Source organism: Pseudarthrobacter sp. NIBRBAC000502770 (assembly GCF_006517815.1).
GTDB classification, from domain to species: domain Bacteria; phylum Actinomycetota; class Actinomycetes; order Actinomycetales; family Micrococcaceae; genus Arthrobacter; species Arthrobacter niigatensis.
In genome coordinates, this window is sequence record NZ_CP041198.1 from 3607136 (window position 1) to 3632050 (window position 24915).

General features: G+C 66.4%; 22 protein-coding genes. 9 read left to right on the plus strand and 13 right to left on the minus strand.

The genetic code is table 11. The features are described 5' to 3' along the window. Nucleotides 1-55 precede the first annotated feature (55 nt). Complete coding sequence (locus tag NIBR502770_RS17155) at nt 56-1498, plus strand: sugar porter family MFS transporter (RefSeq protein WP_141182750.1); 1443 nt, start codon at nt 56-58, stop codon at nt 1496-1498. A 111-nt stretch (nt 1499-1609) separates the two neighbouring features. Here the strand turns inward: NIBR502770_RS17155 and NIBR502770_RS17160 are convergent, their stop codons facing one another. The 6 genes from NIBR502770_RS17160 to NIBR502770_RS17185 all read right to left on the minus strand — a co-directional run bounded on the left by NIBR502770_RS17160 (nt 1610) and on the right by NIBR502770_RS17185 (nt 8077). Continuing rightward, nucleotides 1610-2836, minus strand: a complete 1227-nt coding sequence (locus NIBR502770_RS17160) for an MFS transporter (protein WP_141182751.1) — start codon at nt 2834-2836, stop codon at nt 1610-1612. Nucleotides 2837-2883: 47 nt separating this feature from the next. After that, complete coding sequence (locus NIBR502770_RS17165) at nt 2884-3324, minus strand: MarR family winged helix-turn-helix transcriptional regulator (protein ID WP_141182752.1); 441 nt, start codon at nt 3322-3324, stop codon at nt 2884-2886. Between the two features lie 41 nt (nt 3325-3365). Then, entirely contained in the window at nt 3366-3857 is a 492-nt protein-coding gene (locus tag NIBR502770_RS17170) for a GNAT family N-acetyltransferase (protein WP_246857498.1), read from the minus strand. 179 nt (nt 3858-4036) lie between these two features. Next, complete coding sequence (locus NIBR502770_RS17175) at nt 4037-5200, minus strand: mannitol-1-phosphate 5-dehydrogenase (RefSeq protein ID WP_141182753.1); 1164 nt, start codon at nt 5198-5200, stop codon at nt 4037-4039. Then, nucleotides 5200-7260, minus strand: coding sequence for a PTS mannitol transporter subunit IICBA (locus NIBR502770_RS17180; protein ID WP_141182754.1), 2061 nt, complete (start codon nt 7258-7260; stop codon nt 5200-5202). The genes NIBR502770_RS17175 and NIBR502770_RS17180 overlap by 1 nt, the downstream gene beginning before the upstream one ends. A gap of 88 nt (nt 7261-7348) precedes the next feature. Then, nucleotides 7349-8077 (minus strand): TetR/AcrR family transcriptional regulator, encoded by a 729-nt coding sequence (locus tag NIBR502770_RS17185; RefSeq protein ID WP_141158949.1) that lies wholly within the window; start codon nt 8075-8077, stop codon nt 7349-7351. Nucleotides 8078-8237: 160 nt separating this feature from the next. On the opposite strand from NIBR502770_RS17185, the gene ptsP reads away from it, so the two are divergent. From ptsP to NIBR502770_RS17200, 3 genes are read left to right on the plus strand one after another with little or no spacing between them, the layout of a single operon-like run. Continuing rightward, on the plus strand, nt 8238-9923 hold the full coding sequence (gene ptsP / locus NIBR502770_RS17190; protein ID WP_141182755.1) for a phosphoenolpyruvate--protein phosphotransferase: 1686 nt from the start codon (nt 8238-8240) through the stop codon (nt 9921-9923). Nucleotides 9924-9966: 43 nt separating this feature from the next. Beyond that, nucleotides 9967-10389, plus strand: coding sequence for a helix-turn-helix domain-containing protein (locus tag NIBR502770_RS17195; protein ID WP_141182756.1), 423 nt, complete (start codon nt 9967-9969; stop codon nt 10387-10389). A 59-nt stretch (nt 10390-10448) separates the two neighbouring features. After that, complete coding sequence (locus NIBR502770_RS17200) at nt 10449-11219, plus strand: alpha/beta fold hydrolase (protein WP_141183480.1); 771 nt, start codon at nt 10449-10451, stop codon at nt 11217-11219. Here NIBR502770_RS17200 and NIBR502770_RS17205 read toward each other — a convergent pair. After that, a complete protein-coding gene (locus tag NIBR502770_RS17205) occupies nt 11182-12402 on the minus strand; it encodes a CdaR family transcriptional regulator (protein ID WP_141182757.1) in 1221 nt (406 codons plus the stop codon). The two genes, NIBR502770_RS17200 and NIBR502770_RS17205, sit on opposite strands and share 38 nt — an antisense overlap. A 234-nt stretch (nt 12403-12636) precedes the next feature. Here NIBR502770_RS17205 and ald point away from each other — a divergent pair, with 234 nt between their 5' ends. Beyond that, nucleotides 12637-13755 carry an alanine dehydrogenase gene (gene ald / locus NIBR502770_RS17210; RefSeq protein ID WP_141182758.1) on the plus strand — a complete coding sequence of 373 codons (1119 nt, stop codon included), beginning with the start codon at nt 12637-12639 and terminating at the stop codon, nt 13753-13755. 72 nt (nt 13756-13827) lie between these two features. Here the strand turns inward: ald and NIBR502770_RS17215 are convergent, their stop codons facing one another. The 6 genes from NIBR502770_RS17215 to NIBR502770_RS17240 all read right to left on the minus strand — a co-directional run bounded on the left by NIBR502770_RS17215 (nt 13828) and on the right by NIBR502770_RS17240 (nt 21817). After that, nucleotides 13828-14892, minus strand: a complete 1065-nt coding sequence (locus NIBR502770_RS17215) for a Gfo/Idh/MocA family oxidoreductase (protein WP_141182759.1) — start codon at nt 14890-14892, stop codon at nt 13828-13830. A gap of 106 nt (nt 14893-14998) precedes the next feature. Then, the gene (locus NIBR502770_RS17220; RefSeq protein WP_141182760.1) at nt 14999-16714 is read right to left on the minus strand and encodes an ABC transporter family substrate-binding protein; all 1716 of its coding nucleotides are present in this window, start codon (nt 16712-16714) and stop codon (nt 14999-15001) included. Nucleotides 16715-16764: 50 nt separating this feature from the next. Continuing rightward, the gene (locus NIBR502770_RS17225; protein ID WP_141182761.1) at nt 16765-18963 is read right to left on the minus strand and encodes an ABC transporter ATP-binding protein; all 2199 of its coding nucleotides are present in this window, start codon (nt 18961-18963) and stop codon (nt 16765-16767) included. Further along, nucleotides 18960-19949: an ABC transporter permease gene (locus NIBR502770_RS17230; RefSeq protein ID WP_141158941.1), complete on the minus strand. Its 990-nt coding sequence runs from the start codon at nt 19947-19949 to the stop codon at nt 18960-18962. Before NIBR502770_RS17230 ends, NIBR502770_RS17225 begins: the two co-directional genes overlap by 4 nt. A gap of 2 nt (nt 19950-19951) precedes the next feature. Further along, entirely contained in the window at nt 19952-20935 is a 984-nt protein-coding gene (locus NIBR502770_RS17235; RefSeq protein WP_141158940.1) for an ABC transporter permease, read from the minus strand. 258 nt (nt 20936-21193) lie between these two features. Next, nucleotides 21194-21817, minus strand: coding sequence for a TetR/AcrR family transcriptional regulator (locus NIBR502770_RS17240; protein WP_141182762.1), 624 nt, complete (start codon nt 21815-21817; stop codon nt 21194-21196). Nucleotides 21818-21937: 120 nt separating this feature from the next. Here NIBR502770_RS17240 and NIBR502770_RS17245 point away from each other — a divergent pair, with 120 nt between their 5' ends. The 4 genes from NIBR502770_RS17245 (at nt 21938) to NIBR502770_RS17260 (ending at nt 24899) form a co-directional block, all read left to right on the plus strand. Then, complete coding sequence (locus NIBR502770_RS17245) at nt 21938-22495, plus strand: NAD(P)H-dependent oxidoreductase (RefSeq protein ID WP_141182763.1); 558 nt, start codon at nt 21938-21940, stop codon at nt 22493-22495. A gap of 126 nt (nt 22496-22621) precedes the next feature. After that, complete coding sequence (locus NIBR502770_RS17250; protein ID WP_141182764.1) at nt 22622-23914, plus strand: PLP-dependent aminotransferase family protein; 1293 nt, start codon at nt 22622-22624, stop codon at nt 23912-23914. A 44-nt stretch (nt 23915-23958) separates the two neighbouring features. Beyond that, nucleotides 23959-24387 (plus strand): universal stress protein, encoded by a 429-nt coding sequence (locus NIBR502770_RS17255; RefSeq protein ID WP_141158936.1) that lies wholly within the window; start codon nt 23959-23961, stop codon nt 24385-24387. A gap of 176 nt (nt 24388-24563) precedes the next feature. Then, nucleotides 24564-24899 (plus strand): hypothetical protein, encoded by a 336-nt coding sequence (locus NIBR502770_RS17260; RefSeq protein ID WP_141182765.1) that lies wholly within the window; start codon nt 24564-24566, stop codon nt 24897-24899. The last annotated feature ends 16 nt before the right edge of the window (nt 24900-24915 follow it).

Sequence of the window (24915 nt, forward strand, 5' to 3'; positions counted from 1 at the left end):
CCGCAGCCGACGACGTCCGCACCGCATCCATAAACCCCCAAACCCAGGGAGAACCATGCCCACTGCACAGGAGCAGACCAATACCGGGATACCGCGGCGGGTGATCTGGCTGGCACTTGCGGGGGCGGTGGGCGGATTCCTCTTCGGCTTCGACTCGTCCGTGGTCAACGGGGCCGTGGACGCCATGAAGGAAGAATTTGCCCTGTCCGAGGCAGTGACCGGCTTTGCCGTGGCCATCGCCTTGCTGGGCTGCGCGGCCGGAGCCTTCCTGGCCGGCAAAGTGGCTGACCGCTACGGCCGCATTCCGGCCATGAAGCTGGGCGCGCTGCTGTTCCTGGTCAGCGCCATCGGTACCGGGTTCGCATTCGGCGTGTGGGACCTGGTGTTCTGGCGCCTGGTAGGCGGCCTGGGCATCGGCCTGGCCTCCGTGATCGCACCGGCATACATATCCGAGATTTCACCGCGAAAGGTCCGCGGCCGCCTCGCATCCCTGCAGCAACTGGCCATCACCACGGGTATCTTTGCCGCCCTGCTCTCCGACGCGCTCTTCGCCACCAGCGCAGGGGGCGCAGACCAGGCCTTCTGGCTGGGCATTGAGGCGTGGCGGTGGATGTTCCTCGGTGCTGCGGTGCCGGCCGTCGTGTACGGCTGGGTTGCCTTCACCCTGCCCGAATCCCCGCGGTTCCTGGTCTTCCAGGGCAAGGAGGACGAGGCCCGGACGATCTTCGACTCGATCGCACCCGCGGAGGACACGGAGCGCCATATCCGCGATATCCGCGAAGCCATCGAGGAGGACAAGGTGGCCGGCCAGAAGGGATCGCTGCGCGGCAAGACCCTGGGCCTGCAGGCAGTGGTCTGGGTGGGCATCATCCTCTCCGTACTGCAGCAGTTCGTTGGGATCAACGTGATCTTCTACTACTCCACCACCCTGTGGAAGGCTGTGGGGTTCCAGGAGAAGGACTCCCTGGCCATCTCGGTGGCAACGTCCATCACCAACATCCTGGTCACCCTGGTGGCCATTGCGCTGGTGGACCGTGTGGGCCGCAGGCCTATCCTGCTGGCCGGCTCCGTGGGCATGGCCGTATCCCTGGGCGCCATGGCCCTGGCCTTCTCCTCCGCCACCGGCTCAGGCGAGGACATCAGCCTCCCCGGCGCATGGGGTCCGGTTGCCCTCGTGGCCGCCAACATCTTCGTCATCAGCTTCGGTGCCTCCTGGGGTCCGCTGGTATGGGTGCTCCTGGGGGAGATCTTCCCGTCCCGGATCCGAGCCCGCGCGCTGGGCCTGGCAGCGGCGGCGCAGTGGGTGGCCAACTTCGCGATCACCCTCAGCTTCCCGGTCATGGCCTCGGCGTCCCTGCCGCTGACGTATGCCATGTACGCCATGTTCGCTGCCGCGTCCTTCTTCTTCGTCATGTTCAAGGTGCCGGAGACCAACGGCATGTCCCTGGAGCAGGCAGAGACGCTGTTCGTGCCGAAGGGTTCGGCGAAAGCCAGGTAACGCCCCATCACATCCTGCGGCCTTTCCGGGGACGCCCCATCGGCTTTCGCCGGAAAACAACAAACCCTCCATCACCTGGCGTGATGGAGGGTTTGTTCGTTGTCCGGATATCTACACGACGTGCGGTTCGTGCGAGGACAGGTAGGCCCTGCCACCGAACGCGATCAGGATGGCAATCACCATGGCCACGGCACCGGCGAAGAACGGGACCTGCGGACCGAAGTGTTCACCGAGCTGGGCTGCCAGGAAGGGGGCCAGGGCTCCGCCCATCCAGCGGACGAAGTTGTAGCCGGAGGACGCCACGGGCCGGGGCGAATCGGAGACGCCCATGGCCAGTTCGGTGTAAATGGTGTTGTTGACGCCCAGCAGGGCACCGGCAACGATCACCAGGACGACGACGGCAGGAACCGAGTGCCCGGCGGCCAGTCCCAGCCCGGCCAGGTCCAGCATGAGCAGGAACAGGGTGCCGGTCAGGACCTTGACGGCACCGAAGCGGGCCTGCAGGGGCGGGGCAACGAAGACGGAGAAGACCGCCACGGCTACGCCCCAGCCGAAGAACACGCCGCCGATGCCGTAGGCGTTCATGCCCAGGATGAAGGGGGTGAAAGCCAGGATGGTGAAGAAGCCGTAGTTGTAGAACAACCCGCTTGCCGCCGTCGTCCGCAGGCCCTTGTGGCCCAGTGCCAGCAGCGGGTCGCGCAGCCGCACCTTGCGTTCGGGCAGCGGCGTTTTGGGCAGCAGGGTGATCAGGGCGATGAAGGCGGCCGCCATCAGGACTGCAGTGCCGAAGAACGGTGCGCGCCACTGCCAGCCGCCCAGAAGGGCGCCCAGGAGCGGGCCAAGGGAGATGCCCAGGCCCAGGGCGGCTTCATAGAGGATGATGGCGGTGCCGGCACCGCCGCTGGCCACGCCCACGATTACAGCGAGGGCGGTGGCCACGAACAGGGCGTTGCCCAGGCCCCAGCCGGCGCGGAAGCCAACCAATTCACCGACGCTCGCGGACAGGCCGGACAGTGACGAGAAGACGACGATGACGGCCAGGCCGATCAGCAGGGTCTTCTTGCCCCCGATCCTGGAGGAAACATAGCCGGTGATCAGCATGGCGAGTGCGGTGACCAGGAAGTAGCTGGTGAAGAGCAGCGATACCTGGCTGGGGCTGGCATTGAGGTTGGTGGCGATTGCCGGGAGGATGGGGTCCACCAGCCCGATCCCCATGAAAGCGAACACTGCGGCGAGGGCGGTGGCCCATACTGCCTTGGGCTGCTTCAGGAACGAGGCCTTTTCGGCCTGCAGGGTGGATTCTGGTGCCGGCAGGGTTTCTGCGAGCTGGCCGTCCATGGAGGGTACTCCTAAGTTCGTGGGTGTTTCAGTGCGGGGTGGGTGGTTCAGTTCTGGAGTGACGCATTGATTTTGTCGATCACCGGAAGGGCCTCCGCCAGGGCTTTGCGGTCCCGGTCGGTAAGGCCGCTGAGGATGGCTGCCATCACCTGGTTGCGGCGCTTGTTCGCGGCGTCGACGGCGGCGCGGCCTTCGGGGGTGAGGATCACCCGGACGGCGCGGGAGTCTGCCGGGTCAGGTTCGCGGCGCGCAAGGCCTGCGCGTTCAAGCTTGATGATCTGCTCGGTGGCGCTGGGCACGCGGACCCCGAGGTTCCGCGCGATCTCGCCGACGCGCTGGCCTTCGCCGAGCAGCATCTTGAGGGTGCTGAGCTGGGCGGCGCTGAGTTCACCGTCCGCGTCGAGCCGCCGGACCAGGTAAACGCTGTGGCGGAGGGCTTCGCGGAACCCGCCGGCAAGTTCCTCCAACTGGGGATCTATGTCATTCATCGTTAGGTAGCCTAACATTTAGGTCACCTAACGGTCAAGGCCTAAAGAGTCAACTTCATCCCGATGTGGCTGGCCTCGAAACCCAGCTGTTCGTAAAACCGCTGCGCGGCCGTGCGGCTCTGGTGCGTTGTCAGCTGCATCAGGTTGCAACTGTGCCTGCGGGACTCCGCGATAGCCCAGCCCACCATCAGCTTCCCGATCCCCTGGTTGCGGAGGGACGCGTCTACCCGGACTCCCTCGAGCTGGGACCGCCATGCCCCGTGCCGGGAAATGCCGGGGATGAAGCTCAGCTGGAACGTGGCCACCACCGCTGGAGAATTTTCGCCGGGCCGCACCAATTCGCCCACCACCAGCATGTGGGAGGGGTCGGCCGCGATCGCTTCAAAAGCCAGTTCGTAGGGTTCCATGTCGGCGCCGTACTCCCGTCCGGCCCCCATGGCGTCGTCGGCCAGCAGCCGCACCATGGCGGGCAGGTCGGCGCGGGTGGCATGGCGGAGTCTGAACGTCCCGCCGTCGACGTCGGCGGTAAACAGGGCAGGAACGGCATCTTCAGCAGGGGTCACCTGCCCAGCTTTGCACAGGAACCGAACGACGCCGGCACTTGAGTAAGTGCCGGCGTCGTTGTGATGGGGCGTTGCCGGAATTCCTGCAGGATCGGATGGCGCGTTGCGTTAAAAGCCGCAGGAAGTGATGGCGCGTGCCGGGGGGCGCGTCAGGCCGGGGTGCGGGCCAGCTCCGCCTGCCGCTCCTCAACCAGGGTGGCAACGGCATTGAACAGTGGATGGTCCTTCCCCAGCCCGGTGATCTTCTCCGTGGCATCCGCCGGACTTTCCGAGCCCAGGATGGCCGCCAGCTCGGTGGCCTCGGCATCCGCGGGATCGGTGAAGCGCAGGGCGGCGGCAATGGCACCCAGCAGGGCTTCAGGCACCACGCCGCGTTCCGCCAGTTCCGCAGCCGGGCCGATGAACCGTTCATGCCGGCTCAGCTTCCGCAGCGGTGCACGGCCCACCCGGTTCACGGTGTCAGGCAGGTACGGGTTGGAGAACCGGACCAGGATCTTCTGGACGTAGGCCTCCTGTTCGTCGTTGCTGAACCCATGCTTGGCCACCAGGAGCTGCTTGGTTTCTTCAAGCACCGCCCGCACATCCTCGGCCACGTCCTGGTCCGCCATCGCGTCGGAAATCTTCTCCACGCCGGCTTGGAAGCCGAGGTACGCCGCCGAGGCATGTCCGGTATTGACGGTGAACAGCTTCCGCTCGATGTACGGCGACAGGTCATCCACGAACGTGGCACCAGGGATCACCGGGGCCGCGTCGCCGAAGGCGGTGCGGTCGATGACCCACTCGTAGAAGGTCTCCACGGTCACGTCCAGGCCCTGCCCGGCCTCCTGGTTGGGCACGATCCGGTCCACGGCTGTGTTGGCGAACACTGCCTTGCCGTCAAGGACTGCGGCGGTGACTCCCGGCTGGGACGCCACCTCCCTGGCCAAAATGTCCGTGGCGTTGATGGCGTTCTCGCAGGCCATCACCTGCAGGGGCGCCAGGCCCGGTTCCCTGGCAACAATGCCCTTGGCGATCACGGGTGCCACGAACTTCAGGATGTGCGGGCCCACCGCCGTGGTGACGATGTCCGCGGTCGAGATTTCCTGGACCAGCTCAGCCTCCTGGGCGTTGGAGTTCAGCGCCCGGAAGTTGTCCACCGTCCGCACGGCGGGGTTCTCACCCACCTCGTGCACCGCGTAGCTCTCGGCCTGCGAGAGCCGGGTGATGAGTTCGTCGGCCACGTCCGCGAACACCACCTCGTAGCCTGCGTCATGCAGGAGCAGGCCCACGAAGCCGCGGCCGATGTTGCCGGCACCGAAATGTACTGCCTTCACTATGCGTTGACCTTTCCGAAGAGCTCCAGGACTTCATCCTCGGACGTGGCAGCCTCGAGCCGCGCCACCTGCTCCTTGTTGGTGAAGACCTTGGCGATGGAGGACAGGATGTGCAGGTGCTCATTGTTGATGCCTGCCACGCCCACCACGAACTTGACCTGCTTGCCGTTCCAGTCGATGCCTTCCGGGTAGCGGATGACGGACACCGCCGATTTGCGGATGTGGTCCTTGGCGGCGTTGGTGCCGTGCGGGATGGCCAGGAAGCTGCCCATGTAGGTGGACACGGATTCCTCGCGTTCGTGCATGGCGGCAATGTAACCCTCGTCCACGGCACCGCGCGCCAGCAGGAGCCGGCCGGCCTCGTCGATGGCGGCGTCACGGGTGGTGGCCTTACCGGCCAGCACCACACTCTCGCGGGCCAGGATTTCGGAGGTTCCGTTGGCGGAAGCGCCGGACGCCGCAGCTGTTCCCGCGGCAGCGGGCGCTGCGTCAATGGGTGCGTCGGCGGCGTGCGCACCGTGGGTGGTGCCGGCGTCGGACTTTTCCCCTTCGGTGTTGCTCTCACGGACCAGCTCGACGATCTCGTCGTAGCGCGGGCTGCTCATGAAGTTGTCCACGGAGTAGTGGACGGCGCTGGACGTGGCCGGCTTGGCGCGTTCGGTGAGGTCCTGGTGGGTGACCACCACATCGTAGGTGTCCGTGAGGTTGGCAATCGAGGCATTGGTGACCTTGACGTCCGGGAAGCCGGCAGCCTTGATCTTGTTCCGCAGCACCGAGGCGCCCATGGCGCTGGAGCCCATACCGGCGTCGCAGGCGAACACGACGTTCCGCACGGGGCCCGCCAGGACGCCCACCCCGCCGCGGCCGGCGGCTGCACCAGCGGCAGTTCCTGCAGCGGCACCGGTGAGGGTTGAGGCAACCGAGCTCTTCTTGCCCTTCATGGCTTCCATGCGGGCGGTGGCGTCACCCAGGTCGGCCTCGTCGCTGTGCTTGGTGGTGCGCAGGATGACCGAGGACACCAGGAAGGAGACGGCCGCCGCGAGCACCACGGACAGGATGACGCCGAAGTAGCTGTCACGCGAGGTCTGCGCCAGCACGGCGAAGATGGAACCCGGGGCGGCCGGAGCGACCAGGCCGGAGTTGGTGACGGCCAGGGTGGCGATGCCGGTCATGCCGCCGGCGATGGTACCCAGGATCAGCAGCGGACGCATCAGGACGTACGGGAAGTAGATCTCGTGGATGCCGCCGAGGAACTGGATGATGGCTGCGCCGGGGGCCGATGCCTTGGCGGCGCCGCGGCCGAAGAACGCGTAGGCGAGCAGGAGGCCCAGGCCGGGACCGGGGTTGGCCTCCAGCAGGAACAGGATGGACTTGCCCTGCTCCAGCGACTGCTGCACGCCCAGCGGGGTGAGCACACCGTGGTTGATGGCGTTGTTCAGGAACAGGACCTTGGCCGGCTCGATAAAGATGCTGGTCAGCGGCAGGAGGCCGTTGTGGACCAGGAACTGCACGAAGTTGCCTGCGGCAGTACTGAACGCCGTGACCAGCGGCGATATGCCGTAGAAGCCCAGCAGCGCCAGCAGGGCGCCCCAGATGCCTGCGGAGAAGTTGTTGACCAGCATCTCGAAGCCGGGGCGGATCTTGCCGTCCCAGATCGAGTCGATCTTCTTCATGGTCCAGCCGCCCAGCGGGCCCATGATCATGGCGCCGATGAACATCGGGATGCCGGCGCCAACGATCACGCCCATGGTGCCGATTGCCCCCACCACGCCGCCGCGGACGTCGTAGACCATCTTGCCGCCGGTGTAGCCGATCAGCAGCGGCAAGAGGTAGGTGATCATGGGGCCTACCAGGCCAATGTTGGGCTTCCCGTCGGTCTCGCCGAAACCACCGAGCTGCGGTACGGGCAGCCACCCCTTCTCAATGAAGAGGGCGGTGATGATGCCCCAGGCGATGAACGCCCCGATGTTGGGCATGATCATGCCGGACAGGAATGTCCCGAACTTTTGGACGTGCACGCGCGCGCTGGTGCGGGGCTTTGCAACTGTCTCTGTTGCCATGTGATTTCCTAACCGTCATTCCTGCTGCTCCGCAGGATTGGTCCGATGATTACGACGACGTACTGCTGGGTAATGCGTGGTTGTGGGGCTACCCGGCCGGGCTGGTGGAGATCCGGTGGAGCCATTCGAGGAAAAGCTTGAGTTCCGAGCTGGAAAGCTGGTCAGAGTGCGAGGCCTGAAGTGCGGCGTTCAGGGCGATCGCTGCCACCACCACCGAGGACTTTCCGGCGCCGCCCGGGGCCGGGCCGCTGGCGGGCTCGGCGGACACCGCGAAAATCATGGCGTCCCGGGTCATGGTGGACAGTTCGAGGTTGCGTTCGGTGGCGGGCTCCGCAATCAGCATCAGCGTCACGCCCACGTTGGCCGCCAGGATGGACCTGGCCGCTTCCCGGGGCTGGACGTTCAGCTGGCCCGCCGCCGCTGCCTTGTTCAGCATCTCCTCCATCAGCGCCTCGGCGTCCGCCACGATGGCGGGCCGGCTTTCCGGACGGATATTGCCGAACATCACCAGGTACAGCTCGGGCTGGTTGAGCCCGAACTGGACGTGGTTGTCCCACATTCTCCGGATGTCCTCGAGGGGCTGTCCGGAAGGGGCGAAATCCCTTTCGCCCGCGACATATTCTTCAAATCCTGCGGCGACGACGGCGTCGAACAGACCTTCCTTGTCACCGAAGTGGTGGTACAGGGTGGGAGCGGAGACCCCTGCCAGCTGGGTGATCTGGCGGGTGGAAACCGGAGCTCCCGCGGAATTTGCCAGCAGTTCCGCGGCAGCACGGAGCAGCCGCATTTTGGGGGGAAGCTGGCCATCCAAACTCATAACCGCTACCCTAGCACCTATAGCGTTGCTATATGAACTGAATCACATACAATTTTTTCAGGCTCGTTTCCACCTCCTGACGTGGCAGTCCGGCGGTGTTCCGGCACGGCGCCGGAAATGTTTGGCGGGCCTGGCTACCGGCAGAGAATGAGGACCTTCAGTGCAGAACTTCCCAGGAGTAGGCGTCAGTCCAGGCCGCGTCATCGGCACCATCCTCCAGATGCCCAAACCGATCAGTGAGCCTCCTGCCGGTGAGCAGCTGGCGCCGGACACCACGGCGGAAGAAGCCACGGCTGCCCTGAAGGCGGCCTCGCAGGCCGTGCACGACGAGCTGAAGGACCGCGCCGCGCACGCCACCGGAGACGGAAAGGCGGTCCTTGAAGCCACTGCACTGATGGCCAAGGACACCATGCTGATCAAGGGCGCGGCCAAGCTGGTGGCCCGGGGCACCTCCGCCGAGCGCGCCATCTGGGAATCAGGCTCCTCGGTGTCGGAGATGCTGCACAACCTGGGCGGCTACATGGCCGAACGCGCCACCGACGTCCTGGACGTCCGCGCCCGGATCGTCGCTGAGCTGCGGGGCGTCCCCGCGCCCGGCATTCCCGCCTCCAGCACCCCGTTCATCCTGGTGGCAGAAGACCTGGCCCCCGCGGATACCGCCACGCTGGACCCCAACAAGATCCTGGCGCTGGTCACCGCCGGCGGCGGACCCCAGTCCCACACTGCCATCATCGCCCGCTCGCTCGGCCTGCCCGCCGTGGTCGCAGCCGTGGGCGTTGATGAACTTCCGGACGGCACCGAGGTGTACGTGGACGGCGCGGCCGGCAGCATCACCGCCGAACCCGACGAGACCCTCCGTGCCACGGCCGAAGCCTGGGCGGCAACGGCCTCCCTGCTGGCCGAATTCACCGGCACGGGTACGACGGCGGACGGCCACGAGGTGCCGCTCCTCGCCAACGTGGGCGGCGGCAAGGACGCCCAAGCAGCTGCCAAGCTGGGCGCCCAGGGCGTGGGCCTGTTCCGCACCGAGTTCTGCTTCCTGGAACGGGACACGGAACCTTCCGTGGAGGAGCAGGCGGCGGCCTACAAGAGCGTGTTTGATGCATTCCCCGGCAAGAAGGTGGTGCTCCGCACGCTCGACGCCGGCGCCGACAAGCCGCTTCCGTTCCTGACCGACTCCACGGAGCCCAACCCTGCCCTGGGCGTCCGCGGCTACCGCACCGACTTCACCACGCCGGGCGTCCTGGACCGGCAGCTGGAAGCCATTGCCCTGGCCCAGCAGCAGTCCGAAGCCGACGTCTGGGTCATGGCTCCCATGATCTCCACGGCCGAGGAAGCCTCCCGCTTCGCCTCCATGTGCGCGGACGCCGGGATCAAGACCCCCGGCGTCATGGTGGAGGTCCCCTCCGCCGCCCTCACCGCAGAAGCGATCCTCCGCGAAGTGGAATTCGCCAGCCTGGGCACCAACGACCTTACGCAGTACGCCATGGCGGCCGACCGCCAGCTGGGCCCGCTGGCCAACCTGAACACCCCGTGGCAGCCCGCAGTCCTGCGCCTCGTCGGACTGACCGTCGAAGGATCCCGCGCCGAGGGCCACAACAAACCCGTTGGAGTCTGTGGTGAGGCTGCCGCCGATCCTGCCCTCGCCGTCGTCCTTACCGGCCTTGGCGTCAATACACTCTCCATGACCGCGCGTTCGCTGGCCGCAGTGGCCGCGGTCCTGAAGACGGTAACCCTGTCCGAGGCCCAGGAACTGGCCAAGCTGGCCCTCTCCGCCCCGAGTGCCACCGAGGCGCGGGCCTGGGTGCGCGAAAAGCTGCCGGTCCTGGAGGAACTGGGACTCTGACCAGCCGGGGGCGGCCGGGCGGCACCCGGGATAGGCTACGTCCATGGCACTGATAGCCCCCCGGGTCTCGGCCGGCCTGCCCGCCGGCGAGGCCCGCGCCCTGACGCGCGCCCTCGAGGACAGCAACGACGTCACCGTGTTCGTGGACGGCACCGTCCACCGGCTGCCCGCGGAGGCCCGGGACGCCGTCGTCGATCTCCTCGCCAGGCTGGGACGCGGCGAAACGGTGACGGTGAGCAGCGTGGAGGAGATGCTGACAACCTCCCAGGCCGCCGAACTGGCCGGGATTTCGCACACCTACCTGCGGAACATGACCGATCGCGGGGAAATCCCGGTGGAGTACCGCGGATCGCACCGCCGGATCCGCACGGCCCACATCATGGCCTGGCTGGAGCAGCAGAAGCTTGCCGAACAGAAGCGCAAGCAAGGCAAGAACGCGGCCGTCGACGCCGGCGCGGGCGAATAGTGCGGGCCCCCCTGTCCTGGCCACGGCGCCGGAAGGATATTGTGCTCCACTCAGCCGACATGGAAGCGAACGGTCTAACGGGCCGGATCCTCTGGGCTGACGGGACACCCGCCCCTGGACCGGATGCCGCAGGCGCCTCCACGGCACCCGCCTACATCCTCATTCACGGCATCGGCGTTTCACACCGCTACCTTCGCCGCTTGCACGGTGAGCTCGCCGCCGTTGCCCCAACGTACTCCTTGGAACTGCCGGGCTTCGCTGGAACGCCCAGGCCGGAGCGGCAGCTGTCCGTGGCCGACTACGGCGCCTTCATCGCCCAGGCACTCAAGGCAAGCGGCATCGCCTCCTACATCCTGGTGGGGCATTCCATGGGCGTGCAGTTCGCCATCGAGGCAGCGCTCCATGCTCCCGGCCAGGCGCAACGGCTGGTCCTCATGGGTCCGGTGGTGGACTCGCGGCACAGGACCGTCGTGCGGCAGGGCATGGCGCTGTTCCTGGACGCCCTCCTCAGGGAGAGCCCAGGGTCGAACTGGCTCGTGCTCTCGGACTACTTCCGCTGCGGGCCCCGCTGGTATTTCACCGTGCTCCCCGTCATGATGGCCTACCCTACGGAGCGGAGGCTGGCCGGGATCAACGTTCCGGTCCTGGTGCTGCGCGGCGACAACGACCAGGTGGCAGGCGCTGACTGGTCGCTCCAACTCTCCCGGGCAGTGCCGGAGGGAAGCTTCGCGGAGATCCAGCACGCCGGGCACGTGGTCCAGCACCTGCGCCCGCGGCAGGTGGCGGATGCCATCAAATCCTGGGCCGCCCTGCCCAGCGCCGCATCTTGAGGGCCGCGTGCAGCTCCAGCCGGGGCATCCCCTTCAGCGGGTCCACGCCCAGCAGCTGCCGGATCCGTCCCAGCCGGTTGTAGATGCTGCTGCGGTGCAGGTGGAGCCTGGTGGCCACGTCCTGGACCGAGCCGTCGTTGTCATAGAGCAGCTCCAGGACCGGAATGAGCTCACCGTTGCGGTCATGGTCCTCGAGCATTCGGAAGTACACCGACCCGGAGTCCGCCCAGGCACCTACTCCTCCCCCGGCGGAGGCCAGCAGCTGGTACACGCCGGTGGCCCTGCAGTCCACCAGCTCGCCCAGCTGCGGATCCACCGCGGCCGCCTGGGCTGCCATCCGTGACTGCCGGTACGCCTCCGAGAGCTGCCGGGTCTTCGCGAAGCCTTCACTGATGCCAAGGATGATCCGGTGCACCGGGCGGCCGGAACGCTTCGCCAGCTCCAGCTGGTAGTGCACCAGGACCTGGGCATGGTTTGCCCGGCCGGTCGATTCGCGGAACAGCACCACCGAATGCGTCTCCGTCCCCGCGCTGAAGAGGGCGGCATCCACGCCCACCGTGGCCTGCAGCGCGGTGGACCGGTGGATCAGGGTGGAGGCGATGGGGTCCGGGCCGCTGGCCCAGCCGTCTGCGTCCAGGACCGTGACCATCTGCCACGGCCCCCTCCCCTGGACTTCCTTCCAGCCGGCCACCGCAGCCACCGCATTGGGCTCCCCGGCGCAGGCGGCCAGGAACTCCCGCTCGCGGCCCCGCCGGAATTCGGATTCAGCCGTGTTCGAGTCGAGCAGGAGCCCTGACAGCAGCTCAAGCTCGTGGTTGACGCCCGGCAGCTGGGTGAGGATCGCCGTCGGGCTTTCCTCCGCCGAGTCCTGCTGCACCCAGAGATAGCCCACCCGGAAACCGCGAACCATCAGCGGGACGCACACGCGGCCCAGCATGCCCAGGTCCGGGTTGGCCGGCACCACAACAGGCCGTACGGCGGTGGCGATCCCGTGCGCGAGCTGCCACGCGCTCACGTCCGCCGGGACCTTCTTGCTCAGCAGGAAGTTGACCCGGACGCGGTCAGCGTGGGACTGGTTGGAACTGTAGGCGAGCAGCAGCCCGTCCAAATCCTCCAGGGACAGCCCCCGGCCCAGCTTCTGCGCCACCTGTTCGACGAGCTGTTCCACACCCTGCTGCTGCATGGGCCAACAGTACTGCCCCGGCGGCCCCGCGGACGAACGGACACGAGGCGACACCTGACGCTCCAAGGCTCGACGAATGTCGAGCTAAAGGATCCAAAAACCGCGGAATCCCGCGGTTCCGGCCAGCCCGAGGGCACGGGATCATGTCGCCTGGCTCACAACGGGATTTATCGTTGAAACACGAAAATCCTTCCACCTGTACGGCCTACCGGCCCCCAAAAACTGGAGCAGACGATGATCATCGGCGTCCCCAAAGAAATCAAGAACAACGAATTCCGGGTAGCCATCACCGCGGCCGGCGTCCACGAGTTCCTCACCCACGGGCACACCGTCCTGGTGGAGCGCGGCGCAGGCCTGGGCTCGGGAATCACCGACGAGGAATACTCGATCGCCGGCGCCGAGATCGTCAACGAGGCGGACGACGTCTGGGCCCGCGCCGACATGGTGATGAAGGTCAAGGAACCGATCAAGTCCGAATACCACCGCTTCCGCAAGGGCCTGATCCTCTTCACCTACCTGCACCTGGCCGCCGAGCCCGAGCTCACCGCGGAGCTCATCAATTCCGGCGTCACCGCCATCGCCTACGAAACCGTGCAGGAGGGCAGGTCGCTGCCGCTGCTGGCTCCGATGTCCGAAGTTGCCGGCCGCCTGTCCGTCCAGGTGGGCGCCACCTCCCTGATGGCCCCGGCCGGCGGCAAGGGTGTCCTGCTGGGCGGCGTGCCCGGCGTGCGGCCCGCGAAGGTGGTTGTCCTGGGCGCCGGCGTGGCCGGAACCAACGCCGCTGCCATGGCCCTGGGCCTGGGCGCCGACGTCACCATCCTGGACATCAACATCAACCGCCTGCGCGAACTTGATGCCCAGTACCAGGGCCGGCTGAAGACCGTTGCCTCCAACAAGTACGAGATCGAGAAGTCAGTGGTGGACGCCGACCTGGTGATTGGTTCCGTCCTGATCCCCGGCGCCAAGGCTCCCAAGCTGGTCACCAACGACCTCGTGGCCCGCATGAAGCCCGGCTCGGTCCTGGTGGACATCGCCGTGGACCAGGGCGGCTGCTTCGAGGACACACACCCCACCACCCACCAGGAGCCCACGTACAAGGTGCATAACACCATCTTCTACTGCGTGGCCAACATGCCTGGCGCCGTGCCCAACACCTCCACGTACGCGCTGACCAACGTCACCCTGCGCTACGCGGTGTCCCTGGCAAACCTGGGCGTCAAGGCCGCCTTCGACCGCGACCCCGCCCTTGCCGCCGGCCTTAACATCGCCGCAGGCCACGTGGCGCACCACTCCGTGTCCGAGGCCCACAACCTGCCCCTCGTCGCCGACTGGCACGAGCTGGTCTCCGCCTAAGCCCTCTCCATCGATTGCTCCGTAATCGTCCTTTTGAACCCTCAGAACGGCGCTTACGGAGCAATCGATGAGTCATTTAACCAGTTCCCTGGCCCTCTCGATGATTTTGAGGACCTCGACGGCGTCTTCCGGGTTTACGGGGAGGGGCAGGGATGACTGCGCTCCGCCGTCGAGGATCTTGTCCCCCAGCAGGCGGTAGAACTCCGGGTAGTTCCCGCGTTCGGTGGCGAGGCGGTCCAGGTGCCCGTCGCGGCCCAGAAGCCCGGCCCATTCCGGTGCCTCCAGGCCATAGTCCGCATCCCGCGGACTGCCGCCGGCCGCCATGTAAGGCTCCTGCGGGTCCACCCCGTTCTTGGTGAAGCCGCCGATCGAACCCAACACCCGGAAGCGCGGCCCCTGCTGGGCGCACAGCATGTTCATGGCCAGGTGGCTGGTCACACCGGACTGGTGCCGCAGGGCCAGGAAGGCGTCATCATCCGCCCGCTCGTCGGACCGGCGCGCCTGCAGCTCCGCGTGGAGGACGGTGGCCGGGCCGAACAGCTGCAGGGCCTGGTCGATCAGGTGGGTGCCCAGGTCGAACAGGACGCCTCCGCCGTCGGCAGCAGTGGCCCGCGCCTTCCAGGCCTTGGCAATGGAGGGGGACCACCGCTCGAACGTCGACTCGAACCGGGCCACCTTGCCCAGGGACTGGGTTGCCAGCAACTTCCGGAGCGTGAGGAAATCCCCATCCCACCGGCGGTTGTGGAACACCGTCAGCACGCGTCCCTCCGCCCGTGCCAGCGCAACGAGTTCCTGTCCCTGGGTGCTGGTGACCGCGAACGGCTTGTCCACCACCACGTCCAGCCCCGCTTCCAGCGCGGCCTTGGCCAGCGGATAGTGCGTGTCCGGCGGCGTCGCCAATACCACCAGGTCAAGGTCTGCGGCCCGCTGAAGGACGGCGGCGCCGTCGCGCACCACCGCCACCCCCGGAAGCCGGGACGAGGCAGCTCCCTGCCGCCCGGCGTCGGACGTTGCAATGACGTCCAGCGAGTAGCTGGCGTTGGCTGCCAGCAGCGGCGCGTGGAAAACGCTGCCGGCGAGTCCGTATCCGACGACGGCGGTGCGGATGGTGCGGGGGTCCGCTGCAGTTCCGGTCATGGAAGCAACGCTACCCCCGGTCCCGTATGGATAAGGCGCCGGGTTAAAGGAAGCCGGCACCCCTGGAAGACCAGGGGTGCCGGCTACTCGACAGGGCTGGGGGTGGTTACTTCTTTACCCAGCCGATGGTGGTCCAGTCCGGGACCTGCGAGGTGCTCTGGAAGAGCGACGGGCCGTAGTTGGCCAGTCCGGTGCGGACGAAGGAGATCTGCGGGCCGTTGAAGACCACGCCCATGGAGTAGTACTTGGCCATGTGCTCCTTCTCCACGTCCATGGCTGCCTTGTTGCGGGCTGCGTTGTCCTCGATGGAGGCGAGGTCGGCGATCTTCTTGTCCAGGTCGGCGTCGCCCAGCTTGTTCTCGTTGACCTTGGAGTCGTAGTACTGCTTGACGGCGTCGGTGGCATCCGGGCCCACCGTGTAGCCGGAGATGCTCAGGTCGAATTCGCGGCTGCCCAGCACCTTGCCGAAGTCGGCGGAGGCGCGCTGGTCGATGCCCACATCCATGCCGCCGGCCTGGAGCTGCTTCTGCAGGGTCTGGGCCACTGCCAGGGTGGTGGGGTCGTCGCCGAAGTTGCTGATCTTGAAGGCGGCGGGCTTGCCGTCCTTCTCCATTATGCCGTTGGCGTTGGCCGTGTAGCCGGCGTCAGTGAGGACCTTCTTGGCCGCATCAGCTCCGGTTTCCTTCACCGGGTAGTTGTCCTGGTAGTACTCGGAGAACGGCAGCAGCATCATGGAACCGGAGCTGGGCTCTTCCCAGTTCAGTCCATTGAAGCGGACCTTGCGGAGGGCTTCGCGGTCCACGGCGGCAAAGATGGCCTTGCGGACGTTGACGTCGGTGATGCGCTGGGCGTTGAGGTTCAGGCCACCGGCGAAGAGGCGCTGGCCGCGGCGGATGTCCGAATCCTTGGTGCCGTCCAGCTGCTTGTACAGCGAGATGGTGTTGGCGGACATGGCGTCGATTTCACCGTTCTTGAAGGCGGCGATCTGTGCGCTGGTTTCCAGCTGGCGGAACGTCACGTTGGCAAGGACCGGCTTCTGGCCCCACCACTTGTCGTTCGGCACCATGGTTACCGTCTTGGCGGCGGTGTCGTACTGGTCAAGCTTGAAGGGGCCCGCCATCCACTCCGGGTGCATGTTGCCGTTGAAGCCCTCGTTGAAGATCTCGGGGGTGTTGACGGCGGGGTGGATGAGTCCGAAGAAGAGCGAATCCACGGGGAAGACCGGGCGGCTGGTCTTGACGATGACTTCCTTGTCGTTGCTGCCTGCCTCGACGGAGTCAACGAACTCGTAGGCGCCCGAGCTGACGATGTCGTAGCCGTTGTCCGGGCTCTTGAGGATGTTCCAGGTGTTCTTGAAGGCCTTGACGTCGATGGGCGTGCCGTCGTTGTACGTGGCCTTGGGGTTCACCTTGATGGTGATGGTCTGCTTGCCGTCCTTGACCTCGCTGTCCACTGATTCGCAGAAGTCAGGGTTTGGCGTGACCTTGCCCTTGAAGTCCACCTTCCAGCAGCCGCCGATGCCGCCGCTGTTCATGGCAACCGGGTTCATGGGGATCTGCAGGGCGGAGTTGTCCGCACTGTTGCCGTTGTTGGAGAACCCGTTGAAGTCCGGGCCAATGTTGCCCAGCGGCAGGGTGACCTTGCCGCCCTGCTGGAGGTCGGACGCCGGCTTCTCGTTGATGCTGATCAGCTTGGACAGATCGCTCCCGGATTCCTGTCCTTTGGCTGTTTCGGGGCCGCTGGCACCGCCACCGCCGCAGGCCGTCAGCGCCAGGGCGGCAGCAATGGCTGCAGCTCCGCCGATCCTGTTCAGTTTCCTCATGGTTTTCCCTTCATTTGGTGCGAGTGGTGGTGCTTGGGGTCGAAAAGTCCTTAGGGCGCATGGTGGTCCGCCGGTTCGTGGACCACCAGCATGTCCTCATCCAGTTCCCCGTCCGGGAAGAAGCAGGCGAACTGCTGGTCCGTGGCAGTGGACGCCGTTTCCAGGGGCGGCTCAACGGTGAGGCACTTCTCCTGCTTGGCAGGCGGGAGTGCGGCGAAGACTGGACAGCGGGTGGCGAAGTTGCAGCCTTTGGGGGCCTGCAGTGGGGAGGGCAGGTCGCCCTGGAGGATGATGCGTTCGCGGGTGCGTTCCAGCCGGGGATCGGGCACCGGGATCGCGGAGAGGAGGGCGCGGGTGTAGGGGTGCCGCGGGTTGTCGAACACCCGGTCCACGGCGCCGACCTCCACGATCTTGCCGAGGTACATCACGGCCACCCGGTTGGAGATGTGGCGCACTACCGAGAGGTCGTGTGCCACCAGCAGGTAGCTCAGGCCCAGCTCGGCGCGCAGCTGGTCCAGGAGGTTGATGACCCCGGCCTGGACCGAGACATCCAGGGCCGAGACCGGCTCGTCGAGGACCACCAGCTTGGGGTTCACGGCCAGTGCCCGGGCGATCCCGATCCGCTGGCGCTGGCCGCCGGAGAACTGGTTGGGGAAGCGGTTGACGTGGTCCGGCTGCAGGCCCACGAGCTTCATCAGCTCCATGATCCGCTTCCTGGTCGCGGCCCGGTCCATGCCCGCGTTCTGCAGGGGTTCGGCCAGGACTTCGTACACCGTGAAGCGCGGATCAAGGGCGCCGGTAGGGTCCTGGAACACCATTTGGAGTTCGCGCCGCATCTTGCCCTTGGTCTTGGCATCAGCCGCCTGCTTGTTGCTCAGGCCGCCGATCACCACCTCGCCGTCCTGGTCCGGATGGAACTCCATGATTTCCAGGAGCGTCGTGGTCTTTCCCGAACCCGATTCGCCCACGATCGAAAAGCATTCGCCTTCGCGGATGTCGAAGCTCAGGCCGTCCACCGCCTTGACGGTGCCGATCCTGCGTTTGATGAGGGCTCCCCTGGTCAGGGGGAAGTGCTTGCGCACGTCCTTGAGCTGCAGGACGGTGGACCGCTCCTCCCGGGGAATCGCGTCGAAGCGGGACACCGCCACCGGCGGGGCGGCGAACACGTCGTGCACATCCACGGAGCCGCCCAGGGACCCTGCTTTGATGCAGGCGGCGCGGTGCTGGGCGTCGCCGTCAACGGATGCCAGCGCAGGTTCGCCGTGCAGGCAGGCGTCCGAGGCCAGGGGGCAGCGCGGAGCGAACGAGCAGCCGGTGGGAGTGTGCAGCAGGTTCGGCGGCATGCCTTCGATGGGAACGAGCGAGGACTTCTCGGCCACATCCACGCGGGGCACCGCGCCCAGCAGGCCCATGGTGTAGGGCATCCGCGGGTTGTAGTAGATGTCCTCCACGGCGCCGGTTTCCACCGGTTTTCCTGCGTACATGACCATGATGTCGTCTGCCATCCCCGCCACCACGCCAAGATCGTGGGTGATCATGACCACCGCCGCGCCCGTCTCCTCCTGGGCCGTGTGAAGCACCTCGAGGACCTGGGCCTGGATGGTGACGTCCAGGGCCGTGGTGGGCTCATCCGCAACCAGGACGCGGGGGTTGTTGGCAATGGCGATGGCGATCATGACGCGTTGGCGCATGCCGCCGGAAAATTCATGCGGGAAGGCCTTCAGCCTGTCCTTGGGGCTGGGGATCCCCACCATGGCCAGGAGTTCGACGGCGCGGGCCTCCTTGGCCGTCCTGCTCATGGTGGGGTGGTGGATGGTGAGCGCTTCGATGATCTGGGTGCCCACGGTGAACACCGGGGTGAGGGATGACAACGGGTCCTGGAAGACCATGGCAAGGTCGTTGCCGCGGTACTTGCACATGTCCTTGTCGCTGAGCCCCAGCAGCTCCCGGCCCTTGAGCCGGACAGAGCCGGAGACCTGGGCGGTGGGCGGGAGGAGCCCCATGACGGCCAGCGAGGTGACGGACTTGCCGGACCCCGATTCGCCAACGATCCCGAGTGTCTTGCCCGGCATCAGGTCGAAGTCGACGCCCCTGACGGCGTGCACAACGCCGTTCTCCGTATTGAAGCGGACGTTCAGGTCGCGGACCGACAAGACGGCGTCGCCGGGGGCGTGCAGGCCTGCCACATGCAGGCGTTCCACGGTTGAACGTGATGGGTCCGTGGCTCCGGTGGTGGTTTCGCTGCTCATGCCGCCTTCTTTTCCGCGGTGGTTTTCCGGGCTTTGGCTTTTTTGGCCCTGCCGCTGGAGGTGGAGCTGGGGTCAAAGGCGTCGCGCAGGCCGTCGTTCATCATGGCCAGGGAACCGGTCAGCAGGAACATCACGGTGAGCGGCACCCAGAACATCCAGGGGAAGGTTTGCACCTGGGAGGTCGCCTGGCCGATCAGGACGCCCAGGCTCACGTCCGGGACCTTGATGCCGATGCCGATGAAGGAGAAGGCGACCTCGGCCAGGATGGCGGCGGTGACGCCGCGGGTGATGTCGAGGATCAGCAGTGAGCCGATGTTTGGTACCAGGTGCCGCCAGACGATCCGGCGTGGCGGGACGCCCATGTACTGCGCCGCCTTGACGAAGTCACGCTGCATCAGCGACATGGACATGGACCGGATCAGGCGGGCGGTGCCCATCCAGCTGAACACCAGCAGGACGATGATGAGGAGCAGCCAGGAGGGAAGGTCGCGCTTCAGCCCGGCCCCGCCGCCGCTCGTGGCGACAGCGACCACCAGGAGCGCCGGCATCATGATCAGCGCTTCGAGGATGAACAGCATGACCTTGTCCACCTTGCCGCCGAAGTAGGCCATGGTGCAGCCGTAGACGGCGGCGATCAGGACCGACACCAGTCCCACCACCAGGCCGATCAGGATGGAGATCCTGGTGCCCTCCACGGTCATGGCGTAAAGGTCGATGCCTGCCTGCGAGGTTCCGAGGTAGTGGTCGGCCGACGGGGGCATGCCGATATTGAATGGATCGATGGTTTCCTTGTCCCACTGGGTGAAGAATCCGCCGATGAACGAGAAAACGGTCAGGGCCAGGAAGATGGCCAGGCCCGCAACGGCCGTCTTGTTCCGCAGGAAGCGGCGGAAGATGATGGTGGTTTTGCCGATGACGACGTCGGCGCTTTCCAGGTGCGCATCCTGCGCCACTGCTGCCGGGTCCACCGCGTTCAGGTTGGTCATGGCTACTGCACCCGTACTCTCGGGTCGACAAGCGTGGTGGCGAAGTCCGCCAGGATGGCGCCCAGGGCGAAGATCACGGAGCCGTAGGCCAGTGTGGCCGTGGCCGCGTTGACGTCCTGCAGCGAGATGGCGTCGATGCTCCAGGACCCGACGCCCGGCCACGCGAAGATCTTTTCGGCGAAGAAGCCGCCGGCGAAGATGGCCGGGATGGTGAAGGCGATGCTCTGGGCCACCGGGATGAAGGACACGCGAAGCGCGTGCCGGGCAATCGCCTGGTTCCGGGTCAGCCCCTTGGCCCGTGCGGTGCGGACAAAATCCGCGTTGACGTTGTCCAGCAGGTATTGCCGCTGCGCGATCTGGTAGGCACCCCAGCCAACCAGGGTGATGGCCACGGTGGGCACTACGTAGTGGCCCAGCATGTCAACGAACTGGGCCCAGCCTGGGGCGAGGCCGGGGGTGGAGATGCCGGTGACGAAGAAGATCCGGTCGCCCACGGACTCATTGATGTTGATGGCGCCCAGCTGGACCAGGAAGTAGGCGATGGGCGCCGGCACGATATAGGCGAGGTAGCTGTAGGACGTGATGACCCGGTCCTGGAACTTGTACTGGCGTGCCGCCGAATAAACGCCGAGCGCGACGCCGATCACCAGGGTCAGGATGATGGACGCCAGGAACAGCCGGGTGGAGATCCAGACACGGTCCCCGAACTCGGCGTTGATATAGGCGCCGTTGGGGCTGCGGCCCCAGTCCCAGCGGGTGACGATGCCGGTGAGCCAGTCAACGTAGCGCTCCCACGGGCTGAGCGCCGGGTCCAGGCCTTTGAGCCGCATGGAATTCGCCACCTGCTCGGGGGTGGGCCGCGGGATGCGCTCCTGTTCGAGCAGTGCCGGCTTGAGCGAGCTGACGGCCAGGAAGTAGCCGGCGGATGTGGTGAGGAAGATCATGACCACATACGTGATGCCGCGCTTGGCGAGGTACTTGAGCATGGGCGCTGCTGGATCCTTCCGTCCTCCCCGGACAAGCACGGATGGTGCCGCCTCACCGGGTCCCCTGTACCAGCGGGTAGCTGGCTTCCCGCAGCCCCTGGGGGCAGGTCCTGGTGGACTATGTTGCGGGTCACATTCCAGAGGAAACTATCACAAGCCTCGAGCCGAAAAGCCGGGGAATCCCCGGAAACCAGGCGCGCCGTATCAGATCGTTATGAATAGTTCTGTGAAGCCCGCGTGACTGGACGCAGGGTCCGCTCAGCGCGTACCATACGCGCTTGTGACAACCCGTGTCACAAGCTCTCGCCACGATGCAGCCAGCCGTTCGCATGTGACTCCATGTTCACGGATCAGGTGTAGAAGCCTCTCGGGGTCCAGAGTCGCGTTGAGGGATCCCGCCATCAGCCAGGGCTCCGGGGATTCTGCGCCGGCTTCACGCAGCAGCATCTCCACGTGGCGGTCCCAGAGGGCGGCAGCAGGGACTTCAAATCTTCCCCTCGAAGCATTTCCGGCTGCGAGCACCAACTCCCCGAATTCCACGACGTACGCGATCCGCCCGGCTCCAAAGGCGATGAGCCGGTCCAGTGGCGGTGCGCCCGGACCCAGGGGTGGCGGGCCGAACAGGAAGCGGGCCTGGAACGCGGCCTCCGAGTCGTTCAGCAGGGTGAGCATCAGCCCGGCCCGGCTCCCGAAGCGGCGGAAGACGGTGCCCTTGCCCACGCCGGCCTGCTCGGCCAGCCGGTCCATGGTGAGCGCGGCGGCCCCGCCTTGTTCGATCAACTCCCGGGCAGCCAGCAGGAGGCGTTCACGGTTCCGGGCGGCGTCGCTGCGTTCCGCGGCCGTCACGGGGGCCACGACCGGCCGCACTGGGATGGACCTCACACAGACAGTGTAGCCATGCGGAATATAAACGGACTGCGGTCCGTTTAGTCTGGTGAAGGCTCCATGAGCCGGAAGTTTGACCGAATGCGGCCCCCGCCGCTCCCCTAGCCAGGAGTTCCCATGACCAAGAGCACAGTCCTTACCCTTGTCGGCAGCCTCCGCGCCGAGTCCACCAACCAAAAGCTGGCCGAGGCCATCCAGCTCAATGCGCCGGAGCAGGTGGACGTGGTGATCCACGAGAGCCTGGGCAACATCCCGTTCTACAACGAGGACCTCGACGTCGAGGGCCAGGTCCCTGCAGCCGCAGCGGCCCTGCGGGCCGCTGCCGAAGAGGCGGACACCGTCCTTTTGGTTACCCCCGAGCACAACGGCACCGTGCCCGCCGCACTGAAGAATGCCATCGACTGGCTGTCCCGCCCCTTCGGCGCCGGCGCCCTTGCCGGCAAGCCCACCGCCGTCGTCGGTACCGCGTTTGGCCAGTACGGCGGCGTCTGGGCCCAGGATGAAGCCCGCAAGGCCGCCGGCATCGCCGGTGCGCAGATCCTGGAAGACGTCAAGCTCGCCGTCCCCGGTTCCATGGTGCGCTTCGCTGAAGTCCACCCCAAGGACGACGCCGAGGTCGTGGAGCAGATCAAGGGCGTTTTCGATGCCCTTGCGGCAGCAGCACCGGCGGCCTAGCCCGACCGGCAACGCGCCCGGCACGCTATGTCGCGTGCCGGGCGCTCTCATGTCCACGGAACGTCTCGCTCGTCCGGGATAAACAGGTGTTGCCCTGCAAGCAACATCGGGCTGTATCCTGACTCTGTGACCCACGAAACACTGGATGCCTCCGCCGGAACGCTGCCTGCCGAAGCCATCGATGCGATCGAGCGCGCAGCCACCTCGGCCCACCGCCACGAGGAACTGTTCTCGGAGCGGGCGGCGAACATCCGCCAGTCCGCCGTCAGGGACGTTTTCGACATTTCCATGCGGCCCGGACTGGTCTCCCTCGCGGGCGGAAGCCCGTATCTCCAGTCGCTGCCCCTTGACCGCCTGTCAGCGACGGCAGCGGACATCATTGCCAAGGATGGACTTACTGCCCTGCAGTACGGCGCCGGACAGGGCACCCCCGAGCTCCGGGAGCAGATCTGCGAGGTCATGGCCGCCGAAGGCATCCTGGACGCCCGCCCCCAGAACGTAGTGGTCACCGCGGGATCACAGTCGGCCCAGGATGTGGCCACCAAGCTCTTCTGCAATCCGGGAGACGTGGTCCTGGTGGAGGACCCCACCTACGTCGGCGCACTGAACACCTTCGAGGCATACCAGGTCCAGGTGGAAACGGTGGAGATGGACCAGTTCGGCCTGGTCCCGGAACTGCTGGAGGCGCGGATTGCCGCGCTCCAGCTCGCCGGCAGGAGCATCAAGTTCCTTTACACCATCCCGAACTTCAACAACCCCTCCGGCATCACCCTGGCCCGGGAACGGCGGCAGCAGGTGGTCGATATATGCCGCAGGGCGAATATCCTGGTCCTGGAGGACAACCCGTACGGACTCCTCCGCTTCGAAGGTGAGCCGCTGCCCCCACTGCGCGCGGCCAACCCGGACGACGTCATCTACCTCGGCTCCTTCTCCAAGATCTTCGCGCCCGGCCTCCGGATCGGCTGGGCCCTGGTTCCGGAACACCTGCAGCGCCGCTACTACCTCGCCGCGGAATCGGTCACGCTCTGCCCGCCCGCCCTGAACCAGATGCTGGTTTCCGCCTACCTGCGCGACTACGACTGGCAGGGCCAGATCGAAACCTACCGCGGACTGTACGCCGAGCGGTGCCGGGCCATGCTCGCCGCCCTCAAGGAATACATGCCCGCCGGGACCACCTGGACCAGCCCACAGGGCGGCTTCTTCGTCTGGGTGACGCTGCCGGAGGGCATTGACACCTACCCACTGCTGCGCAAGGCGATCGATGCCGGCGTCGTGTTTATCCCCGGCGCTGCGTTCACGCCGTCGGACGAGCCGTCCAACAAGCTCAGGCTCGCCTTCAGCGCCGTCCCTCCCGATACCATCGCCGAGGGAGTGCGCCGGTTGGCGCCGGTGCTGCAGGAAGCCATCGCCGCGCTGTAGCGTAAGCCACACGGACGCCGAAAACCGAGCAAAGGAGCATGCATATGGGTGGAATCATCGTTGTAGGGGTCGACGGCAGCGAAACCGCAAAGAGGGCAGCGGAATCGGCCAAGAACCTGGCGGCGGGACTGGACGCCTCGCTGCACGTCGTGTCGGCCTTTGACAGCGACCGGACCGAGGTGTTCGGCAGCGGCAGCGACCGCTGGATCGTCTCCGACGCCGACGCCGCAGAACAGGTGGCCCGGACCGTGGCGGAATCCTTGGGCCGCGACGTCGCGGTCACCTATTCGGCGGCCCGCGGGCGGCCCGCCGATGCCCTCATCAAGGAAGCCGTCCGAATGGATGCCCGCATCATCGTGGTGGGAAACCGCCGCATGCACGGCATCGGCCGGGTCCTGGGCAGCGTGGCAAACAGCGTGGCCCACAACGCCCCTTGCGACGTGTACATCGCCAACACCTACGACGCCGACTAGAGCCAGGAACCCCCTTGGGGTAACGCAGGACACCACCCGTGGTGGCGGATATCGCTGCGGGTGGTGTCCGTTCTCACCGCATTGTCATCATTTAAGCTGCTGGCGCAACGATAAAATTGGATGGGCCCCCAACGGCGTGGACACTGACGAATCCACCCACCAGCGAAGGGCTCCCCTTGATCACCATGCAGCGCCGCCAGCTTGTTGGCCACGACATCCTCCTGGCCCGCCACGGCAACCACATCAGCTCCATGCGGGTGGACCGCAGCAACGACCGTGTGGTTGCGCTGCTGGACGACGGCAGCCTGGACAGTGCGCCCAACCTCATTACCCCGGGGCTCCAGCTCCCCGCCACCGTGCGCAGCGTCCTGCGCGAGGACTGGAAGCTCCTGAGCGCCTGGGCCGGCGTGGCCGCGCTCATGGGCGGCCTGATGACCGCCGCCGCAGTAGTGCTGGGAACCACCGCGGATCCGGCCATACTCGAAGCCTTCACCGCATACGCCGCCTACTAGGCCGGCAATTCCCCCG

What these genes read in the sequence shown, in the direction of transcription:
- NIBR502770_RS17195 (WP_141182756.1), top strand. Translation starts at nt 9,967, where the DNA reads ATGGCACTGATAGCCCCCCGGGTCTCGGCCGGCCTGCCCGCCGGCGAG.
- NIBR502770_RS17200 (WP_141183480.1), top strand. Translation starts at nt 10,449, where the DNA reads ATGGAAGCGAACGGTCTAACGGGCCGGATCCTCTGGGCTGACGGGACA.
- NIBR502770_RS17180 (WP_141182754.1), bottom strand. Translation starts at nt 7,260, where the DNA reads ATGGCAACAGAGACAGTTGCAAAGCCCCGCACCAGCGCGCGCGTGCAC.
- NIBR502770_RS17235 (WP_141158940.1), bottom strand. Translation starts at nt 20,935, where the DNA reads ATGCTCAAGTACCTCGCCAAGCGCGGCATCACGTATGTGGTCATGATC.
- NIBR502770_RS17165 (WP_141182752.1), bottom strand. Translation starts at nt 3,324, where the DNA reads ATGAATGACATAGATCCCCAGTTGGAGGAACTTGCCGGCGGGTTCCGC.
- NIBR502770_RS17230 (WP_141158941.1), bottom strand. Translation starts at nt 19,949, where the DNA reads ATGACCAACCTGAACGCGGTGGACCCGGCAGCAGTGGCGCAGGATGCG.
- NIBR502770_RS17245 (WP_141182763.1), top strand. Translation starts at nt 21,938, where the DNA reads ATGACCAAGAGCACAGTCCTTACCCTTGTCGGCAGCCTCCGCGCCGAG.
- NIBR502770_RS17220 (WP_141182760.1), bottom strand. Translation starts at nt 16,714, where the DNA reads ATGAGGAAACTGAACAGGATCGGCGGAGCTGCAGCCATTGCTGCCGCC.
- NIBR502770_RS17185 (WP_141158949.1), bottom strand. Translation starts at nt 8,077, where the DNA reads ATGAGTTTGGATGGCCAGCTTCCCCCCAAAATGCGGCTGCTCCGTGCT.
- NIBR502770_RS17160 (WP_141182751.1), bottom strand. Translation starts at nt 2,836, where the DNA reads ATGGACGGCCAGCTCGCAGAAACCCTGCCGGCACCAGAATCCACCCTG.
- NIBR502770_RS17215 (WP_141182759.1), bottom strand. Translation starts at nt 14,892, where the DNA reads ATGACCGGAACTGCAGCGGACCCCCGCACCATCCGCACCGCCGTCGTC.
- ald (WP_141182758.1), top strand. Translation starts at nt 12,637, where the DNA reads ATGATCATCGGCGTCCCCAAAGAAATCAAGAACAACGAATTCCGGGTA.
- NIBR502770_RS17155 (WP_141182750.1), top strand. Translation starts at nt 56, where the DNA reads ATGCCCACTGCACAGGAGCAGACCAATACCGGGATACCGCGGCGGGTG.
- NIBR502770_RS17225 (WP_141182761.1), bottom strand. Translation starts at nt 18,963, where the DNA reads ATGAGCAGCGAAACCACCACCGGAGCCACGGACCCATCACGTTCAACC.
- NIBR502770_RS17255 (WP_141158936.1), top strand. Translation starts at nt 23,959, where the DNA reads ATGGGTGGAATCATCGTTGTAGGGGTCGACGGCAGCGAAACCGCAAAG.
- NIBR502770_RS17205 (WP_141182757.1), bottom strand. Translation starts at nt 12,402, where the DNA reads ATGCAGCAGCAGGGTGTGGAACAGCTCGTCGAACAGGTGGCGCAGAAG.